Origin of the sequence: Candidatus Palauibacter sp., assembly GCF_965261555.1 — a bacterium.
Taxonomy (GTDB): Bacteria; Gemmatimonadota; Gemmatimonadetes; order Palauibacterales; family Palauibacteraceae; genus Palauibacter.
This window is the reverse complement of the sequence record NZ_OZ253465.1, coordinates 2,188,324-2,205,881: the sequence shown is the minus strand read 5'-3', so window position 1 is coordinate 2,205,881 and position 17,558 is coordinate 2,188,324. Positions and strand designations below refer to the sequence as shown.

At 71.0% G+C, this 17,558-nt stretch carries 15 protein-coding genes; 3 read left to right on the top strand and 12 right to left on the bottom strand.

Going from position 1 to position 17,558, the window contains the following annotated elements; genetic code table 11:
- Position 1: 1 nt before the first annotated feature.
- From meaB to aspS, 6 genes are all read right to left on the bottom strand, one after another.
- A complete protein-coding gene (gene meaB / locus ACQY5G_RS09565; protein WP_428273408.1) occupies positions 2–985 on the bottom strand; it encodes a methylmalonyl Co-A mutase-associated GTPase MeaB in 984 nt (327 codons plus the stop codon).
- A 16-nt stretch (positions 986–1,001) separates the two neighbouring features.
- Positions 1,002–2,363: a magnesium transporter gene (mgtE, locus tag ACQY5G_RS09560; RefSeq protein WP_428273406.1), complete on the bottom strand. Its 1,362-nt coding sequence runs from the start codon at positions 2,361–2,363 to the stop codon at positions 1,002–1,004.
- Positions 2,364–2,442: 79 nt separating this feature from the next.
- On the bottom strand, positions 2,443–2,955 hold the full coding sequence (ybeY, locus tag ACQY5G_RS09555; RefSeq protein WP_428273404.1) for an rRNA maturation RNase YbeY: 513 nt from the start codon (positions 2,953–2,955) through the stop codon (positions 2,443–2,445).
- Positions 2,952–5,432: an HD family phosphohydrolase gene (locus tag ACQY5G_RS09550; RefSeq protein ID WP_428273402.1), complete on the bottom strand. Its 2,481-nt coding sequence runs from the start codon at positions 5,430–5,432 to the stop codon at positions 2,952–2,954. Before ACQY5G_RS09550 ends, ybeY begins: the two co-directional genes overlap by 4 nt.
- The gene (locus ACQY5G_RS09545) at positions 5,429–6,394 is read right to left on the bottom strand and encodes a PhoH family protein (protein WP_428278676.1); all 966 of its coding nucleotides are present in this window, start codon (positions 6,392–6,394) and stop codon (positions 5,429–5,431) included. Before ACQY5G_RS09545 ends, ACQY5G_RS09550 begins: the two co-directional genes overlap by 4 nt.
- Positions 6,395–6,396: 2 nt before the next feature.
- Positions 6,397–8,178: an aspartate--tRNA ligase gene (gene aspS, locus ACQY5G_RS09540; protein ID WP_428273400.1), complete on the bottom strand. Its 1,782-nt coding sequence runs from the start codon at positions 8,176–8,178 to the stop codon at positions 6,397–6,399.
- A 170-nt stretch (positions 8,179–8,348) separates the two neighbouring features.
- Between aspS and rlmN the strand changes: the two genes are divergently transcribed.
- Positions 8,349–9,419 carry a 23S rRNA (adenine(2503)-C(2))-methyltransferase RlmN gene (gene rlmN, locus ACQY5G_RS09535; RefSeq protein WP_428104197.1) on the top strand — a complete coding sequence of 357 codons (1,071 nt, stop codon included), beginning with the start codon at positions 8,349–8,351 and terminating at the stop codon, positions 9,417–9,419.
- Between the two features lie 46 nt (positions 9,420–9,465).
- On the opposite strand, the gene ACQY5G_RS09530 is transcribed toward rlmN, so the two are convergent.
- Together ACQY5G_RS09530 and ACQY5G_RS09525 are read right to left on the bottom strand one after the other, a co-directional pair.
- The gene (locus tag ACQY5G_RS09530; RefSeq protein WP_428104194.1) at positions 9,466–9,987 is read right to left on the bottom strand and encodes a LytR C-terminal domain-containing protein; all 522 of its coding nucleotides are present in this window, start codon (positions 9,985–9,987) and stop codon (positions 9,466–9,468) included.
- 186 nt (positions 9,988–10,173) lie between these two features.
- On the bottom strand, positions 10,174–10,776 hold the full coding sequence (locus ACQY5G_RS09525; RefSeq protein ID WP_428104192.1) for an HD domain-containing protein: 603 nt from the start codon (positions 10,774–10,776) through the stop codon (positions 10,174–10,176).
- A 61-nt stretch (positions 10,777–10,837) separates the two neighbouring features.
- Between ACQY5G_RS09525 and ACQY5G_RS09520 the strand changes: the two genes are divergently transcribed.
- Together ACQY5G_RS09520 and ACQY5G_RS09515 are read left to right on the top strand one after the other, a co-directional pair.
- On the top strand, positions 10,838–12,607 hold the full coding sequence (locus tag ACQY5G_RS09520; RefSeq protein ID WP_428104190.1) for an NFACT RNA binding domain-containing protein: 1,770 nt from the start codon (positions 10,838–10,840) through the stop codon (positions 12,605–12,607).
- Positions 12,604–13,557, top strand: coding sequence for an ADP-ribosylglycohydrolase family protein (locus ACQY5G_RS09515; RefSeq protein ID WP_428104188.1), 954 nt, complete (start codon positions 12,604–12,606; stop codon positions 13,555–13,557). Before ACQY5G_RS09520 ends, ACQY5G_RS09515 begins: the two co-directional genes overlap by 4 nt.
- Before the next feature lie 27 nt (positions 13,558–13,584).
- On the opposite strand, the gene ACQY5G_RS09510 is transcribed toward ACQY5G_RS09515, so the two are convergent.
- The 4 genes from ACQY5G_RS09510 to ACQY5G_RS09495 form a co-directional block, all read right to left on the bottom strand.
- The gene (locus tag ACQY5G_RS09510) at positions 13,585–13,803 is read right to left on the bottom strand and encodes a type II toxin-antitoxin system HicB family antitoxin (protein ID WP_428104186.1); all 219 of its coding nucleotides are present in this window, start codon (positions 13,801–13,803) and stop codon (positions 13,585–13,587) included.
- A gap of 202 nt (positions 13,804–14,005) precedes the next feature.
- Entirely contained in the window at positions 14,006–14,734 is a 729-nt protein-coding gene (locus tag ACQY5G_RS09505) for an ion transporter (RefSeq protein WP_428104183.1), read from the bottom strand.
- A gap of 52 nt (positions 14,735–14,786) precedes the next feature.
- Positions 14,787–17,087, bottom strand: coding sequence for an acyl-CoA dehydrogenase (locus ACQY5G_RS09500; RefSeq protein WP_428104181.1), 2,301 nt, complete (start codon positions 17,085–17,087; stop codon positions 14,787–14,789).
- A 3-nt stretch (positions 17,088–17,090) separates the two neighbouring features.
- Positions 17,091–17,534, bottom strand: a complete 444-nt coding sequence (locus ACQY5G_RS09495) for a CDGSH iron-sulfur domain-containing protein (RefSeq protein ID WP_428104178.1) — start codon at positions 17,532–17,534, stop codon at positions 17,091–17,093.
- Between the last annotated feature and the right edge of the window lie 24 nt (positions 17,535–17,558).

The window sequence follows — 17,558 nt, the reverse complement described above, 5'->3', positions numbered from 1 at the left end:
TTCAAGGTAGCGTCTCCCTGAACTCCTCGTACAGCCGGCGCGCGATCGCGTAGGGGGAAGCCCCGGAATCGAGCGTTTCGGGGGAGGCACGGCGCCAGATCCGCTGCGCGTCGCGGCGGGAGCGGCGGAGGAGCGCGTCGTGGGCGCGGCGCAGGCGGGCGGTTTGCCGATGGGTCTCGAGTTTCCCCGTCGACCGGAGCCAGTCGAAGTGCCGGTCCAGGTGCGCCGCGAACTCCTCGATCCCTTGGGCCTCCGAGGCGACCGTCTGCATGATCGGCATGCGCCAGACGTCGTCCGCGTCGCCGTCCGCGTCGCCCGGGGAGCGGTTCGCGAAGCGGATCGACATGATGATCGCGATCTCCTTCTCCAGCCGATCCGCGCCGGGCCGGTCCGACTTGTTGATGACGAAGAGGTCCGCCACCTCCATGAGCCCGGCCTTCATCGCCTGTACCCCATCTCCCGATTCCGGGACGAGGACGACGGCGGTCGTGTCGGCGGAGACGGCGATGTCGAGTTCCGCCTGGCCCACGCCGAGCGTCTCCAGGATCACGCGGTCGTAGCCGGCGGCATCCATGAGGTCGGCGGCTTCCCGCGTCGCGGTCGCGAGACCGCCGAGCGATCCGCGGCTCGCCATCGAGCGGATGAAGACGCCCGGCTCGGTCGAGAGTTCGCCCATTCGGATGCGGTCGCCGAGCAGGGCCCCGCCGGTGAACGGACTCGTCGGGTCCACGGCGACGATCCCGACCTTGAGTGACTGGTTGAGGTAATGGCGCGTAAGTGCCGCCGTGATCGTCGACTTGCCGGCGCCTGGCGGCCCCGTGATGCCGATGCGACGCGCGCGTCCGGTGCGCCCGTCCAGCCGCTCGAGAAGCGCCTCGAATCCGTCGCTCTCGTTCTCGACGTGCGAGATCCCCCGGGCCAGCGCCAGCGGCTCGCCGCCCGCGATGCGGCCGGCGAGCCGCCCCGGATCGAACGCCGGACTCACTCCGCTTCCCCCGCCCTCACAGGAGGAACCGGGTCGCGAGCCCGAGCAGCAGAACGAACCCGATCAGGTCGGTGAAAGTCGTGACGAAGACTGACGAGGCGACGGCGGGGTCCGCGCCGAACCGCTCGAGCAGGATCGGGAAGAATGCACCGAGCGCGGAGGCCACGGCGAGGTTCGCCCACGTGGCGATCATCACGACGAGTCCGAAGATGGCCCCGGTATTCGGGAGAAGCAGCGAGACGAGCGCCACGAGCAGCCCGATCGCGACCCCGTTCACCAGGCCCACCACAAGCTCCTTGACGACGGCGGACCAGCGCTCTCCCGGCAGTTCGTCGGCGAGCGCGATGCGGCGGATCGTGACCGCGAGCGCCTGCGTTCCCGCGTTGCCGCCGAGCCCCGCGATCACCGGCATCACGGCCGCGAGGATCGCGAGCTGTTCGATCGTCCCCCGGTACAGCCACACGGCGACCGCGGCGACCGCCAGGGTGAGCGCGTTCACCGCGAGCCACGGCAGCCGGCTCTGGATCGCGCCGACCGTCGTCCCGCGCAACTGCTCCTCGTCCGACACCGCGGCGAAGCGCAGGATGTCCTCGGTGACCTCCGCCTCGACGACATCGATCACGTCGTCGAAGGTGATCTGTCCGACCAGCCGGTCCTCGTCGTCGACGACCCCGATCGCGGCGAGGTTGTAGCGGGACAGGATCCTCCCCACCTCCTCCTGGTCGAGATCCACCGAAACCACGGCCGGAGGCTCCTCGAGCAGGTCGGAGATGCGCGTATCCGGCGACGCGAGCACGAGGTTGGGCAGCGTGACGACGCCGCGCAACCGCCCCCCCCGCCCGACGACGAACACGGTATAGAGATCCTCGGTCTCCTCCGCCTGGGCCCGAAGCTCCTCGATCGCCGCGGCCGCCGTCGTCCCGGAATCCACGGCGCACAGCTCGCGGGTCATGATCCCGCCCGCGGACTCCTCCGGATACTCGAGCAGTTGCCGGATCTCCTGCTCCTCCTCGTCCGGCACCGACTCGAAGACGCGGGCCTGCTCCTCCGGGTCGAGTTCGCCGATGAGGTCGGCCGCGTCGTCGTCCGCGAGTTCCTCGACGATCTCGGCGATCCGCTCCGGCTCCATGCTCGCGAGCAGTTCGCCCGGCCTCTCCTCCTCCTCCATCTCGGCGAGGGCGTCCGAGGCGAGGGCGGCCGGGATGAGTTCGAGGAGGGCCATGCGCTCGGCCTCCTCGACGTGCTCGAGCACGTCCGCCATGTCGCTTGGATGCAGCGGTTCCACGAACGCGAAGAGCGCGTCCATGTCGCCCGCCTCGAGGCGGACGCGGATCTCCTCGATCAGGAGCCGGCGCTGCTCTTCCGGATTCTCGTGCATGCTCGCTCGGGAGCCGGCCCGCGGAGGCTGGCGGTTCGTGGATCAGGGCCTTCGGGAAGACCTCGGAAGACGGGGAATGCTACGCGCGGCCACGGAACTCGGCCAGCAGGCGCGCCAGCAGCCGTTCCTGGAGTTCGAACATCGGAGAGGCATAGCGCGCCTCGCCTTCCGGATGGTCGTGTCCGAGCAGATGAAGGATGCCGTGGATGAGGAGGCGCAGGATCTCCTCGCCCGGATCGAGCCCCAGTTCGCGCGCCGAGGCCTCGGCGGCGTCCGGGGAGATGTAGATGTCGCCGACGAGCGGATCCTCGCCGAGCCCGAACGCGAGCACATCCGTGAGGTCGTCGACCCCGTGGTAGTCCCGGTTCAGGGCGCGCATGGATTCCGCCGTGAGAAAGGTGACGGAAAGCTCGGCACCCTCGCCCGGAGTGTCGCCCGCGCCGGCGTCGGCCTCCCCGGCCGGCCCGGCGTGCCCCGCGCCGAGGGTGGCCCGCGCGGCCGCCTTCAACTCCGACTCGGAGGGACCGCGCCAGGCGGCCTTCTCGCCGGAGGGAAAGTCGATGCGGATCGCGGGCGGCACGGAGTCGGTCAATCCGTCCGCCCGCTGGCGACTCCTTCCGGCTCCGCGGCAGACTCCGGGAGCGAGTCCAGGGCGGGGATGGGGCCGGTGTCGCCCTGCGCGGCCTGTTCGAGGTCGATCGGCGCCGACGCGCCCTCCGCCCCCGCGGTCGCCGCCGCCTCCACGTCGCTCGTCTCCGCCCCCTCCCCGGCCTGCGTCTCACCCGAAGCACCCGACGTCTCGCCGGGCGCCGCCGGTTGCGGATAGTCGATGCGGTGGTGATAGAGCCCCGTGAGGACGTGCGCGAACTCCCGCTTGACGATGCGGAGGTCGCGGTACGTGAGCGGGCAGTCGTCGAGTTCGCCGTAGTCGATCCGATCCTGCACGAGCCGGTCGATCAGGGCCCGGATGCGCTCGGGGCTCGGGTTCGAGAGGACGCGCGACGCCGCTTCCACTGCATCCGCCAGCATCGCCACGCCCGTTTCCCTGCTCTGTGGCTTCGGGCCGGGGTAGGCGAAATCGCTCGGGTCCACCTCCGCAACGCCTTCGCGGGCGCGCGCCTTCTCGAGGAAGTAGCGGATGAGCTGCGTCCCGTGGTGCTCGCGAATGAAGTCCTTCACGACCTCGGGCAGACGCGCCTCCTCCGCCATGGCGAGCCCGTGGCGCACGTGGTCGCGCAGGATCTCGGCGCTCTGCCACGGCGTGAGACGGTCGTGCGGGTTCAGCCCCCGCGGCTGGTTCTCGATGAAATACTGCGGACGCTCGAGCTTCCCGATGTCGTGATAGTAGACCCCCACGCGGCCCTGGAGGGAATCGGCCCCGATCGCCTCGCAGGCGGCCTCGACGAGGTTCGCCACGTTGATCGAGTGGGCGTACGTGCCGGGCGCCTCGCGCGCGAGCCGCCTCAGGAGCGGCCGGTTCATGTCGGAGAGTTCGAGCAGCGACGCCTCCGTCGTCCGTCCCGTGAAGGCCTCGAGCAGCGGGAGGCCGATGCCGACGCCGAGTCCCGTGCACACGGTGGCGTTGAGGAATCCGAGCGCCGCGGTCGTGCCCATCTCGCCCAGCGCGAAGTGGCCCGTGAGGACGAGCAGGAGGCCGGCCCCCACGTACGCCGCGGTGATCAGCGCGACGAGGACCCAGCTCTGCGAACGCGTGCGGATCGTGTGGACGGCGAAGGCCGCCGTGACCCCGCCCGCCACGGTGACCATGGGGGGCGCGAGTCCCGAGAAGTACGGCTGCCCCATGAGGATCCCGGCGATCGTCGAGACGACGACGAGACCCAGGAGGCTGTCGAACAGCGCCGCGGCGAGGAAGCCGGCCAGCGCGATCGGCACGAGCGCGGGCGAACCCTGGGCGGCGGCGACCGCGCCGGCCGACGCCATCACGATGACGACGAGCCCGAGCAACACGGTGAAGCTGGGAAGATCCTCGTAGACGTCGCGGCGGAAGCGGAAGGTCGCGAAGACGAGGATACCGAGCATGCTCACGACGAGAAGGACCATGCCCAGGTTGCGGAGGAAGTCCGACATCGTGCGCGTCCCCCCCCGCTCCAGGATCTGTGCCTGGTAGGCGAGGAGTCGGCGGTATTCCTCCTCCGTCACCACCGTATTCTCGGTGATGATGCGCTGTCCCTCGAGCACGAAGCCCTCGACCTGCGGGATTTCGGCCCGGGCCTGTTCCCGCGCCTGGCGGGTCGCGTCCTGGTCGATGCGCAGCGTCGGCTGCGCCGTGAGGAGGAGTTGCTGGAAGAGCGCCGTGCCCCCGGGCGGCAGCCGGTCTCCCACCCCCTCCCGGGCCGCCCGCGTGAAGTCGCCGAGCCGGACGAGATCCGCGACGGCGCGCACGCGGTCGTCTCCGGAGGGTCCCTCGCGCGCGACGACGTTCGCGGCGCTGATGTCCTCGAGTTCGCTTCCTCGGATCACGCCCTCGCGCAGTCCCTCGAAGGCCGTCGCCAGTTCGTCGCGCAACTCGGCACGCGACGCCTCGTCGAGGAGATAGTCGACCTGGAGCGAGTCGATCACCGCTTCGGCCGAGAGGTCGACCCCGATCCCGGCCGCGACCCGCCGGACCTCGTCCCGGGCGACCGCGGCGCCGGCCGCGGCCGGGAGTCCCTCCTCCGCGACTCGCGCTTCCGAGGCGGGGATGATGGAATCGAGCTGCGCGAAGAAGGCGTTCACGCGCTCGATGCTGCTGTCGGCGCGCGCGGGTTCGAAGCGCAGCCGCGGCGTCACGCCGGCCTCCGCCTCGTCCTGCTCCTCCCGGAGCCGGTCCGGGTCCTTGGGCACGTTGAAATCGAAATCGGCGTTGATCGTCTGCCGGGCGACGCTGCCGGGGTCGATGCCGTCGAACCCGCTCGGCGTGAGCTGCGGGAACATCAGGGGAACGGCGAGGGCGATGACGGCGACCATCCCGGCCCGGAATCCGTGGTGGACCCACGCGTCCCGGCGGCCGCCGGCCGGCGGCCGGTTCACGGGACGGAGGTAGTCTCGGACGCGGCCCAGGAAACTCAACGCTCGGACTCCCGGTACGCGCGGATGATCTCCTTCACGAGTCGGTGCCGGACGACATCCGCGTCATCCAGATAAACGAAGTCGATCCCGACCACGTCGCGCAAGACTTCCTCGATCTCCAGCAGTCCCGAATCCTCGGGGCGCGGGAGGTCGATCTGCGTCTTGTCCCCCGTGATCACGGTCTTGGAGTTCAGCCCGAGCCGGGTGAGGAACATCTTCATCTGGGCGGTCGTGGCGTTCTGCGCCTCGTCGAGGATGAGGAACGCGTCGGAGAGCGTCCGGCCGCGCATGTACGCGAGCGGGGCGACCTCGATCACGCGGTCTTCGATCGCGCGGCGGACGCGGTCGGGAGGCATCATGTCCTCGAGCGCGTCGTAGAGCGGGCGCAGGTACGGATCGACCTTCTCGCGGATGTCGCCGGGCAGGAAGCCGAGCGCCTCGCCGGCCTCGACCGCGGGCCGGGTGAGGATGATGCGGCGGATCCGTTTCCGGTTGAGCGCCTCCACCGCGGCGGCGACGGCGAGATAGGTCTTCCCGGTGCCCGCCGGGCCGATGCCGACGACGATATCCCGCTCGCGCATCGCGGCCAGGTACTTGTCCTGCCCCGGGGACTTGGGCCGGATCGCGCGCCCGGCCCCCGCGAGCGCGACCTCCGCCTTGCCGGAGTCCCGGGCGTCGGCGGACTTCCGCGAGGCGCCATCGCGGTCGGGCGGCGCTTCGAGAAAACGCCCCACGTCCACCGCATCGAAGGGACGCCGCAGCCGCGCGTAGCGGATCATGCGCCGCGCGGTGGGGGAGGCGCGGTCCACGTCGGCCTCCGGTCCGGAGAGGATCATCTCGTCGCGCCGGAGGACGACGCGGATGTCGCAGTGGCGCGCCAGCGTCGTGAGGTTCGAATCGTTCACGCCGGCCAGCAACTGCTGATCGGCCCCCTCGATGGAGAGGCGCCGCTCCGTCGCCACGCTCAAGTTCCGCTCCTTCCGGTCCCTCCCGTCACCGAGATCCCGAGTTCCTCGAGTTCAGCCGGAGTCACGGATGATGGCGACCGCTCGAGCAGGCCCCGGGCCGCGGCGGTCTTCGGGAACGCGATGACGTCCCGGATCGACGCGCAGCCGACCATCTCGGCCACCACGCGGTCCATGCCGACCGCGAACCCTCCGTGCGGCGGGACGCCGTAGCGGAACGCCTCGAGCAGGAAACCGAAGCGCGCCTCGACCTCCTCGGGCGTGAGGCCCGTCGCCTCGAGGATGACGCGCTGCACCTCGGGGAGGTGACACCGGATGCTCCCGCTGGCGAACTCGATGCCGTTGTAGACGATGTCGTACGCGACCGCGTTCACGGAGAGCGGATCTTCGCGCAGACGCTCGGGATCGGGGTCCGCCGGCATCGTGAAGGCGTGCTGTGCCGGAACGGGAAGGCCGGTGTCGGGATCCCGGTGGTAGAGGGGAAACTCCGTGATCCAGAGCCACGCTTCCCCGTTCTCGTCCAGGGCGCCGAGTTCCCGGGCCGCCGCGCGCCGCAGCCGGTCGAGGGCCGGCGAACTCTCGGCGTCGCGGCCGGCGACGAAGAAGACGAGATCGCCCTCCCCCACCCCGAACTCCGCTTCGAGCGCGCGCGCGACCTCCTCGCCGACGACCTTCGCGGGCGGACCGGACCAGCCGTCCGCGGTGCGCTTCAGCCACAGGGCGCCCTTCGCGCCGGCCTCCTGCGCGAGCTTGTCGTAGTGGGCGATTCGCGAGCGGGAGAGCGCCGCGCCGCCCGGAAGCACGAGCCCCCGGACGCGTCCGCCGGCGCGCGCGGCGCCGTCGAAGATGCCGAAGCCGATGCCGGTGAGCGCGTCCGTGAAATCCCGTATCGCCCACGGGATGCGGAGGTCCGGCTTGTCCGTGCCGTAGCGCTCCATCGCCTCGGCGTGGGGCAAACGCCTGAAGGGGATGGAGAGGTCCCGCCCGAGCCCGTCGCGCCAGATGCGCGCGAACATCGTCTCGGCGGCGCGGAAGACATCGTCCTGCTCGACGAACGCCATCTCCACGTCGATCTGCGTGAACTCCGGCTGGCGATCCGCCCGGAGGTCCTCGTCCCGGAGACATTTCGCGATCTGGAAGTACCGGTCGAGGCCGCCGCACATCAGAAGCTGCTTGTAGAGCTGGGGCGACTGCGGGAGAGCGAAGAATCGGCCCTGGTGCACCCGGCTGGGGACGAGGTAGTCCCGCGCCCCCTCCGGCGTCTGCCGCGTGAGGAGCGGGGTCTCGATCTCGATGAATCCCTGCTCGGTGAGCGAGGCGCGCACCGCGTTCGTCGCCACGTGCCGCAGCCTCAGGTTGCGCTGCATCTCGGGACGGCGCAGGTCGAGGATCCGGTGGCGGAGGCGAAGCTCCTCCGAGGGCAGCTCTTCGTCCGGGGGTTGATAGACGAGGATCGGGAGCGGGTCTGAGACGGAGACCCGCCGAAGACTCGACACGCGGATCTCGATCTCGCCCGTGAGCATCTCCGGGTTCGGCTCGGGGCGCGGCGCGACGACGCCCGTCGCCTGCACGACGTCCTCCGGATTCAGCTCCGCCACGAGCGCGAGGCCGGCGGCGTCCGACCACTCCGGGCCGAAGGACAGCTGGAGCAGACCGGTCCGGTCGCGCAGGTCGACGAAGAAGAGTCCTCCGAGGTCGCGACGGCGGTGTACCCATCCGATGACCCGGACTTCGCGTCCGGACCACGAGGCCTCGACCTGCCCGCAGCCGGCGTCGCGCAAGGCGGTCTCGAGGGAGGCCGGCTCACGCCGTTCGGTCGGTAGCGATAGTTTGGTCAGGAGAGCTCGCGGCGTAAGGGAATCGGCTCGGAATCGGTTCTGAACCGGTTCTGAGAAGTGCGGAACGCCGCGGAAGATAGCCGATTTTCGGCAGCGCCAGCAAGAAGCGGGGGATGACGGAAAGCACACGAGCGGAACTGCTCGCGGAGTCGGGAGATGGCGGGCGGGAGCGGCTGGCGGCGTTCTTTGCCGCGCGCGGAGAGCCGGCTTATCGGGCGCGGCAGGTCGAGAAGTGGGTCTGGGAGCGGGGGGCGCGTGCCTTCGACGAGATGACGAACCTCCCCGCCGGCCTCCGGGAAGCGCTGGACGCGGCCTTTTCCCTCACCCCGATCGAACCCGACTACGTCGCCCGCTCGAAGGACGGGACGGTGAAGCACCTGTGGCGGCTCGAGGACGGCGAGCGGGTCGAGTCCGTGCTCATCCCGACGCGCGACCGCCTCACGCTCTGTCTATCGTCCCAGGCCGGCTGCGCGCTCGCGTGCCGCTTCTGCGCCACCGGCGACTTCGGATTCCGGCGCCAGTTGCGGGCGGCCGAGATCGTAGCGCAGTACCGGGACTCCCTGCGCGTGGCGCGCGAGGAGATGGGGCGGCCGGCGTCCAATCCGATCTCCAACGTCGTGTACATGGGGATGGGAGAACCTCTGGCGAACCTCGACGGGGTCATCGGATCGCTCGCATCGCTGCACGGAGGGTTCGGCCTCGGGGCGCGCCGCATCACCGTGTCGACGGTGGGACTCATCCCCGGGATCCTGGAACTCGCCCGGCGGCCGGAACCGTTCGAACTCGCCGTCTCGCTGCACGCGCCGTCCCACGAACTGCGGCTGGAACTGATGCCGATCGAGAAGCGCTACCCGCTGCCGGAGCTGTTCGACGCCCTTCGCACGTATCAGAGCTACAAGAACCGGCGCATCAGCTTCGAGTACACGCTCATCCGGGGGGTGAACGACGACCCGGCGCTGGCGGAGTCGCTGGCGAAGCTCGCTCGGGGGCTCATCTGCTTCGTGAATCTCATCCCCTTCAATCCCATCCCCTCACGTCCGGAGTGGGGCCCGAGTACGGCCGAGGGGATCGCGCGTTTTTCGGAGGCGCTCGCCGCGCGAGGGGTGGGCAACGCCGTGAGAAGGCCGCGGGGACGGGACATCGCCGCCGCGTGCGGGCAGCTGCGCCTGTCGCGGGAAAGCTAGCAAGCCCGTGGCAAAACCCCGCGTCCGCGGGCTTGCCTGGTCCCGCTCAGTCCTTTCCGAGATTGCCGAGCAGGCCGGCCCAGTCGCTCCCCACCACCACGCTCGCATCGAGGAAGAGTTCGGGATCGATGGCGACGGCCAGCGAGTCCGCGCTCAACTCGCGGGCGACGGTGAGCGCGGCGCCGAGGCGGCCCGATCGATCCAGAACGTGCGTGATCTCGTGGTCGAAGTGGTCGGCGTTCCCGGTCGCGACGACATCGAAACCGAGGAGCCGGAGTCGGTCGGCGAACTGACGCGCGAGCCCCCGCTCTCCGGCCCCGTTGAGGACTTCGACCTTGATTCGGTTCGTCAGGTTCTCCCGCCCGGGCGTCTCTCCCGTCGCGGAACCCGTCACCGTGGGACCGCCCTCCGCTGCGCCCTGAGACACGGTCCCCGCGGTCGCGGCCGGTACGGATCCGGCCAGAATCGCGAGTCGCACGGCCTTCCATTCCTCCCAGAAGAGACCGACAAAGGCGCCGGCACCGATAAGAACCGCCGTCGTGATCAGTCCCCGGAATGCGGAAGCCACCCGTTTGAAGGAACCCTGCCGCCTGCGATAGCGGGCACGACCCTCGGGACCTCGTCGCGTCTCACGCCTGGACCGTCGTCTGGACCTCGAAAGCACTCTGTCGCCTCCCGTCGTCCTCCCATCCACCCATGGACCGTGCTCGGCCGCCGCCCTGCCTCACGCCTCCCCGCGGTGCCGGCAATCTAATCAACCGTTTCGCGATTTGCGAAAAACCGGCGCGGTGATCGTCTCCCAGAACCCGGCGGTCGCGGCTGAAAGGGGGATGAAACCGTCGATGAGGATGCCGATCTTCGCGGTCGCGACGTCGACGAGGACGGCCTGCCAGTCGTCGGGCAGGCGGCGGCGCAGGCCGGCACGCTCCTGGCCCAGGGCGAGGCGGCCCGGCTCCAGGAAGTCGGCCATGTAGAGGGCCTGTCCAAGGGCGCCGAGATCCCGGTGTCCGGTGGTGTGGAAGGCGATGGCTCGCAGGAGCGGCTCGTCATCGACGCCCGCCGCGCGCAGCCGGTTCGCGCATGCCGGACCGTGGAGGAGCGGGTCGGGCCATTCTTCCGCCGCGTCGACGAGGGGACGCAGGGCTTGCACGGCTTCTTCCTTGAGTGCGTCGTGGAGGAGGCCCGTCGCGCGCCAGCGGATCCGCGTCCTCTCGTCGTGCCCGAGGGCGTCGGCCCAGTCCCCCATCAACGTGGCGACCCGCCCGGCGTGGCTGATGCGCGCGGGGCTCATGACGGCCCAGTCGGGGGGGCGTTCCTCGGTGCCGGCCGCGTGGATGATCGGGTGAAGCTTGTCCACGTGAGGTTCGTCTCGGTCGCGGAGTTTGTCGGGATCGCGCGGGGCCCCGAATATAGTCGCAATGGGCATTCGATACGACTCCTTCCTCGCCCGGGCCCTCGCCCGCGAGATCCTCGATCGCTGGCGGGGCGTCCGCATCGCCGGGCTCCGCATGGCATCGGGGCGGCGCGCCGTGGAACTCGCCTTCGAGGACGGGTCGCGGCTCGTCGCGATGCTGCACCCGCTGCACGGGCACGTCCTGGAGCTCGGCGCCGATGCACCGGCCTCGGGGGTGGAGGGGAAGGCGCTGCGGACCGGACGGCTGTCGCTCGTGGACGCGCGGTCGCCGGCGGACGAGCGCGCCCTGCTCCTGACGTTCGGGGACCGGGCGGGGCGTCCGTGGGAGATGCTGGCGATCGAACTCCAGTCCCGCCGCTGGAACGCCGTGCACTGCCGCCGGACGGAGCCCGGCGGGGACGAGCGCCCGGCGTGGCGAATCGAGGCGGCGCTGCTCGCGAGGGATGCAGGCGACCGCTCGCTGCGTCGCGGGGCGTCCTACGCGCCGCCTTCGTCCGCGCGGCGAGCCATTGCGGCTCCGCCATCGGAGGCGGAATGGGCCGCCGTGCCGGCGGGAGACGAGGCCGACCGCCGAGAGGCCGTGCTGCGGACGTGGGCGTGGACGAGCGCGCTCAACGTCGACTGGATCCTGGCCGGGTCCGACCCGGCGGAGACGTACGCGCGATACCTGGCGCTCCACGCGCTCGCGGCGGCGCCCCCGCGCGGCCCGGCCGCTTCCGATGCGCCGGGCGCGCCGCCCCGGCCGGCCTTCGTGCTCGACCGCCCGTGGGGCCCCCAGCCCTATCCGCACCCCGTCGGGGCCGGCAGCGGGTCCGCCGCCGGACTGCTGACCGCGGCCGCGCAACTGCTCGCCCCCGGCGGCGGCCCCGCCCCCGCCCTTCAGGCCCTCCCCGGGGCCGCCACCGACGACGACGACGGAGACGAAGCGGCGCAGGTCCGGAAGCGCCTCCGCGCCCGCCGGAAGAGGCACCGGCGCCGGGCCGCCGCGCTCGAGCGGCAGCTCGCCGCGGCCGGTCCGCCGGACGAACCCCGCCTCCTCGGCCAGATCCTCCTCGCCCGCAAGGACGAGGTGCCGAAGGGCGCTTCCGCCGTGACGCTGCCGGACTTCGACGGCGCTCCGCGCGAGATCGCGCTCGACCCCGCCCGTGACGCGGTCGCCAACGCGGAGGCCTTCTTCGACGAGGCCCGGCGCCGGGAGCGCGCGCTGGAGCGGCTGCCCGGCGCGATCGCGACGGCCCGGGAGCGCGCGGCCGAGTTCGACGCCCACCTGGAGCGGCTCGCCGAGTCCGGCCCGTCGGACGCCCTGTGGGCCGCGGCGGGCGGGAAGCCGGTGCGCGCGGGCGCGGGCGGGACACGGGCGGGCGACCCGGAACTCCGGGTACCCTACTCGCGGCTCCGGTCCTCGGGGGGGCTGGAGATCCGGGTCGGGCGCGGCGCCCGCGACAACGACGACCTCACCTTCCGCCACTCCGCGCCGGACGACATCTGGCTGCACGCCTCTCAGGCCTCGGGCGCGCACGTCATTCTGCGCTGGGGCCGAAGGAACGAGAATCCGCCGCGACGCGACCTGCTCGAGGCCGCGACGGCGGCGGCGGTCCACAGCGGCGCGCGCCACAGCCGCACGGCTCCGGTCATTTGGACCCGCCGCAAATACGTGCGCAAGCCGCGGAAGTCCCCGCCGGGCACGGTGACCCCGGATCGCGTGCAGACGATCTTCGTCGAACCGGACTCGGACCTCGTGAAGGCGATGGCCCGGCGCACGGAGGAAGCATGAATGCGCCGAAGCTCGACCGCGCGCGCGGCTGCCTCATCGGCCAGATCGCCGGCGATTCGCTCGGCAGCCTCGTCGAGTTCCAGTCGCCCGAGGACATCCGTCGCCTCCATCCCGACGGGGTCCGCGACCTCCGGGACGGGGGCACGTTCAACACGCTCGCCGGGCAGCCGACGGACGACTCCGAGATGGCCCTCGCGCTGGCCCGCACGCTGACGGCTCGCGGCACCTACGACCCGGAGGCGGCGAACCGCGCCTACCGCGAGTGGCTCGACTCGGATCCGTTCGACTGCGGCCTGACGATCCGCGACGGCCTGCTCGGAAGTCCGCGCCGCGAGAGCCAGGCCAACGGGGCGCTCATGCGCATCGCTCCGCTGGGCATCTTCGGCTCCCGTCATCCACTCGACACCGTCGCGCGCTGGGCGCGGGAAGACGCCGACCTCACGCACCCGAATCGCGTCTGTCTCGACGCGAACGCCCTCTTCGCGATGGCGCTCGCCCACGCGATCGACAGCGGCCCGACGCCGCGCGAGTTGTACGAACGGATCGTGACGTGGGCGAACGAGGAGGAGGTCTGCCCGCCGGTGCGCGCGTGCGTCGCGGAGGCCGCCGCCGGGCCGCCGGAAGACTGCATGGCGCACATGGGCTGGGTCCTGATCGCGCTCCGCAACGCGCTGTGGCAGTTGCGGCACGCCTCATCGCTCGAAGAGGGCGTGATCGACAGCGTGATGAAGGGCGGCGACACGGACACGAACGCCGCGATCTGCGGTGCGCTCCTGGGCGCCGTCCACGGGCTGGAGGCCGTGCCCGCGCGCTGGACCGAGGCGATCCTCCGCTGCCGTCCCGAAGCGGGCCAACCCGGCGTCGAGCGACCGCGCCCGAAGGCGTACTGGCCGGTCGACGCCCTCGATCTCGCAGCCCAACTCCTGCGCCCGAACCCCCCAGCCACCTGAAGCCGCAGGAACCGGGACACCGTCGAGTTACGGGGTGGAATGCACCTCGACCAGTTCGGTGGCAGTCTCTGGGCTGGGGATCGGCACCCCATTCTCCCGCATCCCGTCGAGGTGGAAGGCGATCGCCTCCCGAATTCTCTGGGCAACTTCCCGCTTCGTGCCCCCGGTCGCCACGCAGCCAGGCAGGTCCGGGACGTATGCCGAATAGTTGTTTCCGGCCCTCTCGATGACCACCGCGTATTTCATCGTTGGCCTCCCTCCCTGAGCCCGGCCTGCCTCCACCCATCCTGCTCAATCAACCGTATCGCATCCCTGACCTTTGGCATACCCCCTCGACCGACAAGTGGATCTCGTCTCTTCCGACAAGATCCCCTCGTTCATCATCAGGGCGGCCGCCGTTCTCGCGGGAAGGTCTCGGGGGTATGCCACGCGGCGGGCCCGGGTCGTGTCAGCGGGCCTCGAGGAGCGCCCGGATCGCGGCCACTTCCTCGCGGATCGCGTTCAACTGGCGATCCTTCGCATCCTCCCGCGGCCGGATCACCCAGGACACCAGCGTGGCGGTCAGCGTCCCGACAAGCGCCGCACCGACCGTCATCAGTGCGAGGCCGATGGCGCGCCCTGCCGCCGTGACCGGGAACGGGTCGCCCTGCTGGCCCGTCATGACCGTGAAGAAGGACCACCACAGCGCGGCCGGACCCGAGCCGATCTCGCCCCCCGCCGCCCGCTCGAGATAGAGGACGGCGATACTCGCGCCCACAACGGTCAGGATCGCGACGGACACGGCGACGAGCGCCGTGGTCTGTGCCCGCCGGCCCATCCAGAACGAGCCGACGACCCTCGCGGCGCGCGCGGCGCGGAGGAACCTCAGAATCCGCAGGACGCGCCCGATTCGGAATGCGCGGAGTTCCGTGATCGCGGGCAGGCTGGAGAGGAGATCGATCCAGCCCCAGGTGAGCATGTATCGCTTGCGGTCCGGCGCCCGGGCGAGGGAGAGGAGGAAGTCCGCGAAGAAGACGACGCAGAAGGCCGTGTCCGCGTAGAAGAGAATGCGCAGGATCTCGGGATCCAGCGGCAACGCGAGTTCCACGACGAGCGCCACGAGCACGAGGACGCAGCAGACCAGCATGAAGATCTGGTACGGTGACGCGGTCGGAGGTTGTCGATCTGCTTCCGTCATGCTGCCTCCCGAGAGTGTGTGTTCGAAGTTGCCGTTGCGAGGCGCCGGGCGGTCAGAGGCCGATCGAGCCTTCGAGAGAGGATCGGGGGACACCGAACGCGTCGACGAGGGGGATGGCCTGGGGACGGATTTCGGCGCAGAGCGCGGTCACCGTGCGGCGGATGGCCTTGCTCTTTGGCGGATCCAGATAGCCCCGCTCCAGGAACCACGCCGCCTCGCGCTCGATCGTGGCGAGCGCGTAGAGGGAGCGCAGGCGCTCGAGCCACTCCGCGACGCCGGAACTCGGCGTCCCACGCTCGGCCGCGATCATCGAGCGCAGGATCTCGCACTCGACGTGGGCCCTGGCGGCCGTGAGCGCGTGATGCTGGCAGTCCGTAAGGGCATCGAACGAGGTCATCCCGCGTGCGATCCGGTGCCGGATCCGCCGGGCGAGGGAAAGCACGAGGTCCGAGCGGCGGGCGTCGAGAACCGTGTCGTGGAACCCGGGGTCGCGGAGGTGCGCCTCACCCGTTTTCCTCGAGATCACCCAGTTGCGCTCGGCGATCGCGCGGCGGGCGCGGCCGGCGGCGAAGCGCGCGATCCCGAGGCCGCCGAGATCCCCGAACTGCTGGCGGAAGCCCGTGAGGAGATCCTTCGCCACAAGCTGCATGAGGACGGTGTTGTCGCCCTCGAAGGTCGTGAAGACGTCGCTGTCCGCCTTGAGCGCCGCGAAGCGGTTGTTCGCGAAGTATCCGCGCCCCCCGCACGACTCGCGACACGCCTGGATGGTGTCCGTCGCATGCCAGGTGGCGCAGGCCTTGAGCCCGGCCGCGGCCGCCTCGAGACGTCGTCGGTCCGCCCCAGCGCCGATCTCCGATTCGCCGGAGCCCCCCGCTTCGGCGGTCACGGCGGCCAGGTACTCCGCCTGCAGGTCGTGGAGGGCGAAATTCAGGGCGTACGTCGTGGCGAGGCGCGGGAGCAGTCGCCGCTGGTGTGCGGGATAGTCGAGGAGGATGCGCTCGGCCTCGCCCGGCGGACCGAACTGCCGACGCCGCGCGCCGTACCGGACCGCGATCGTGAGAGCGACCTTCGTCGCGCTGAGCGCCGCGCTCCCCACGGCCACGCGGCCGCTCACGAGGGTGCCGAGCATGGTGAAGAAGCGCCGGGCCGGGCTCGCGATCGGACTCCGATAGGCTCCGTCGTCGTCGATGGAGGCGAAGCGGTCGAGGAGGTTCGCGCGCGGCACGCACACGCGATCGAAATGGAGGCGTCCGTTGTCCACGCCGTTCAGGCCGAGCTTCTCCCCGCAGTCCTCGATCGTCACGCCGGGCAGCGGCTCCCCGTCTTCGCCGCGGATGGGGACGAGGATCGCGTGCACGCCGCGCCCTTCCCCGCCCACCTCCAGTTGGGCGAACACCGTGGCGAGCCGCCCGTCCCGCGCCGCGTTCCCGATGTAGTCCTTGCGCGCCCCCGGCACCGGGGTGTGGACCACAATCTCCCGCGTCCCCGGGTCGTAGACCGCCGTCGTCTGGATGTCCTGGACGTTGGACCCGTGCAGCGTCTCGCTCATCGCGAAACACCCCGGGAGCGCCAGCGTCCCCGCGTCTCTCAGGTATTTCTCGTGGTGTCGCCGCGACCCGAGCTGGTGGATGCTGCCGCCGAAGAGCCCGAACTGGACGCCGAACTTCGTGAGCAGGCTGATGTCGAAGAAGGCGAGCGTCTCGAAGGTGGCGATGAAGGCCGCGGGATTGTCCCCGCCCCCGAACTCCGCGGGGTAGCTGAGCGCCCCGAGTCCCTCGTCGGCGAGCTCCCGGCACCACTCCGAAACCTGCGCCCGGTAGTCGGCCGTCGAGAGCCCGGCCACCGTCTCGAACCGACCGTCCGAAAGGAGCGCACACACGCGTCGCCGGGTCTCCGGAGCCGGACCGCCGAGAAGGCGCGCCATCGCGTCGGGGTCGAACCGGGGCCGGACGTCGGGTAGCGGCGCGATCGGCCGCACCGGATCGAAGAGCGTCGCCACCGCGTCCGGACCGCCCAGGCCCAGCGCCTCCTCGATGCGGAGGATGGCCGCACGCTCCTCGCGCGTCGGGTGCTCCCCGTCGGCCTCCGCGATCGCGATGCCGAGTTCGGTGAGGGATCGCTTTCGCTCGGGCGAGACCTCCGCCGCCCGACGCCGCACCTCATCGACGAGGTGGAGGAGCCGCTCCGACGAGGGTGGCGCGTCGGGATCCAGCCACTCGGCGAGGGCTCCTTCGCGCAACCCCGTCTCGCGCAGGTGTCCGTGCAGCAGTTCCAGCTCTTCGGCCGCGAGTTCCCCGTCGGCCCACGCCACGTAAAGGAGGGGGTAGAAGGCAAGCGGCCCCGGCTCGGCCACGCCCTAGAGGCCCTCCGCTTCGAACCCGATCTCCTTGTGGGACCCGTCGCAGAAGGGCTTGTTCTTCGATGCGCCGCAGCGGCATAGCCACGGCTGCCCGAAGTGAGCGGACCCCTCGTGCCCTTCGCCGCTGATCTCCACGACGCCGTCGAAGTGCAAGGGACCGTTCGCGTGCGCGGTGACGACGATTTCTTCGGCCTCCGACCCGGTCGCCGCCTCCGACCCGGACACGGCGCGCGTCGTGTCGATCGGCCCGGAGGCCCGGAACTCGATGTCGCGGTGCGCCCCGTCACAGAACGGCTTGTTCGCGGACTTCCCGCACCGGCACAGGGCGGCCTTCGGCTTCTCGATGCCGTCTTCCGCCCCCGGCGTGCGTACGCGCAGCGGACTCCGAACGAGGAGCGGGCCGTCTCCGCCGCAGTGAACGATGCATCCGTCTGCCGTCATCTGATCTCCCATCGCAGTCCGTCC

Coding starts and splice junctions, on each gene's coding strand:
- mgtE (WP_428273406.1), bottom strand. CDS start 2,363: ATGCACGAGAATCCGGAAGAGCAGCGCCGGCTCCTGATCGAGGAGATC.
- rlmN (WP_428104197.1), top strand. CDS start 8,349: ATGACGGAAAGCACACGAGCGGAACTGCTCGCGGAGTCGGGAGATGGC.
- ACQY5G_RS09520 (WP_428104190.1), top strand. CDS start 10,838: ATGGGCATTCGATACGACTCCTTCCTCGCCCGGGCCCTCGCCCGCGAG.
- ACQY5G_RS09515 (WP_428104188.1), top strand. CDS start 12,604: ATGAATGCGCCGAAGCTCGACCGCGCGCGCGGCTGCCTCATCGGCCAG.
- ACQY5G_RS09510 (WP_428104186.1), bottom strand. CDS start 13,803: ATGAAATACGCGGTGGTCATCGAGAGGGCCGGAAACAACTATTCGGCA.
- ACQY5G_RS09505 (WP_428104183.1), bottom strand. CDS start 14,734: ATGACGGAAGCAGATCGACAACCTCCGACCGCGTCACCGTACCAGATC.
- ACQY5G_RS09495 (WP_428104178.1), bottom strand. CDS start 17,534: ATGACGGCAGACGGATGCATCGTTCACTGCGGCGGAGACGGCCCGCTC.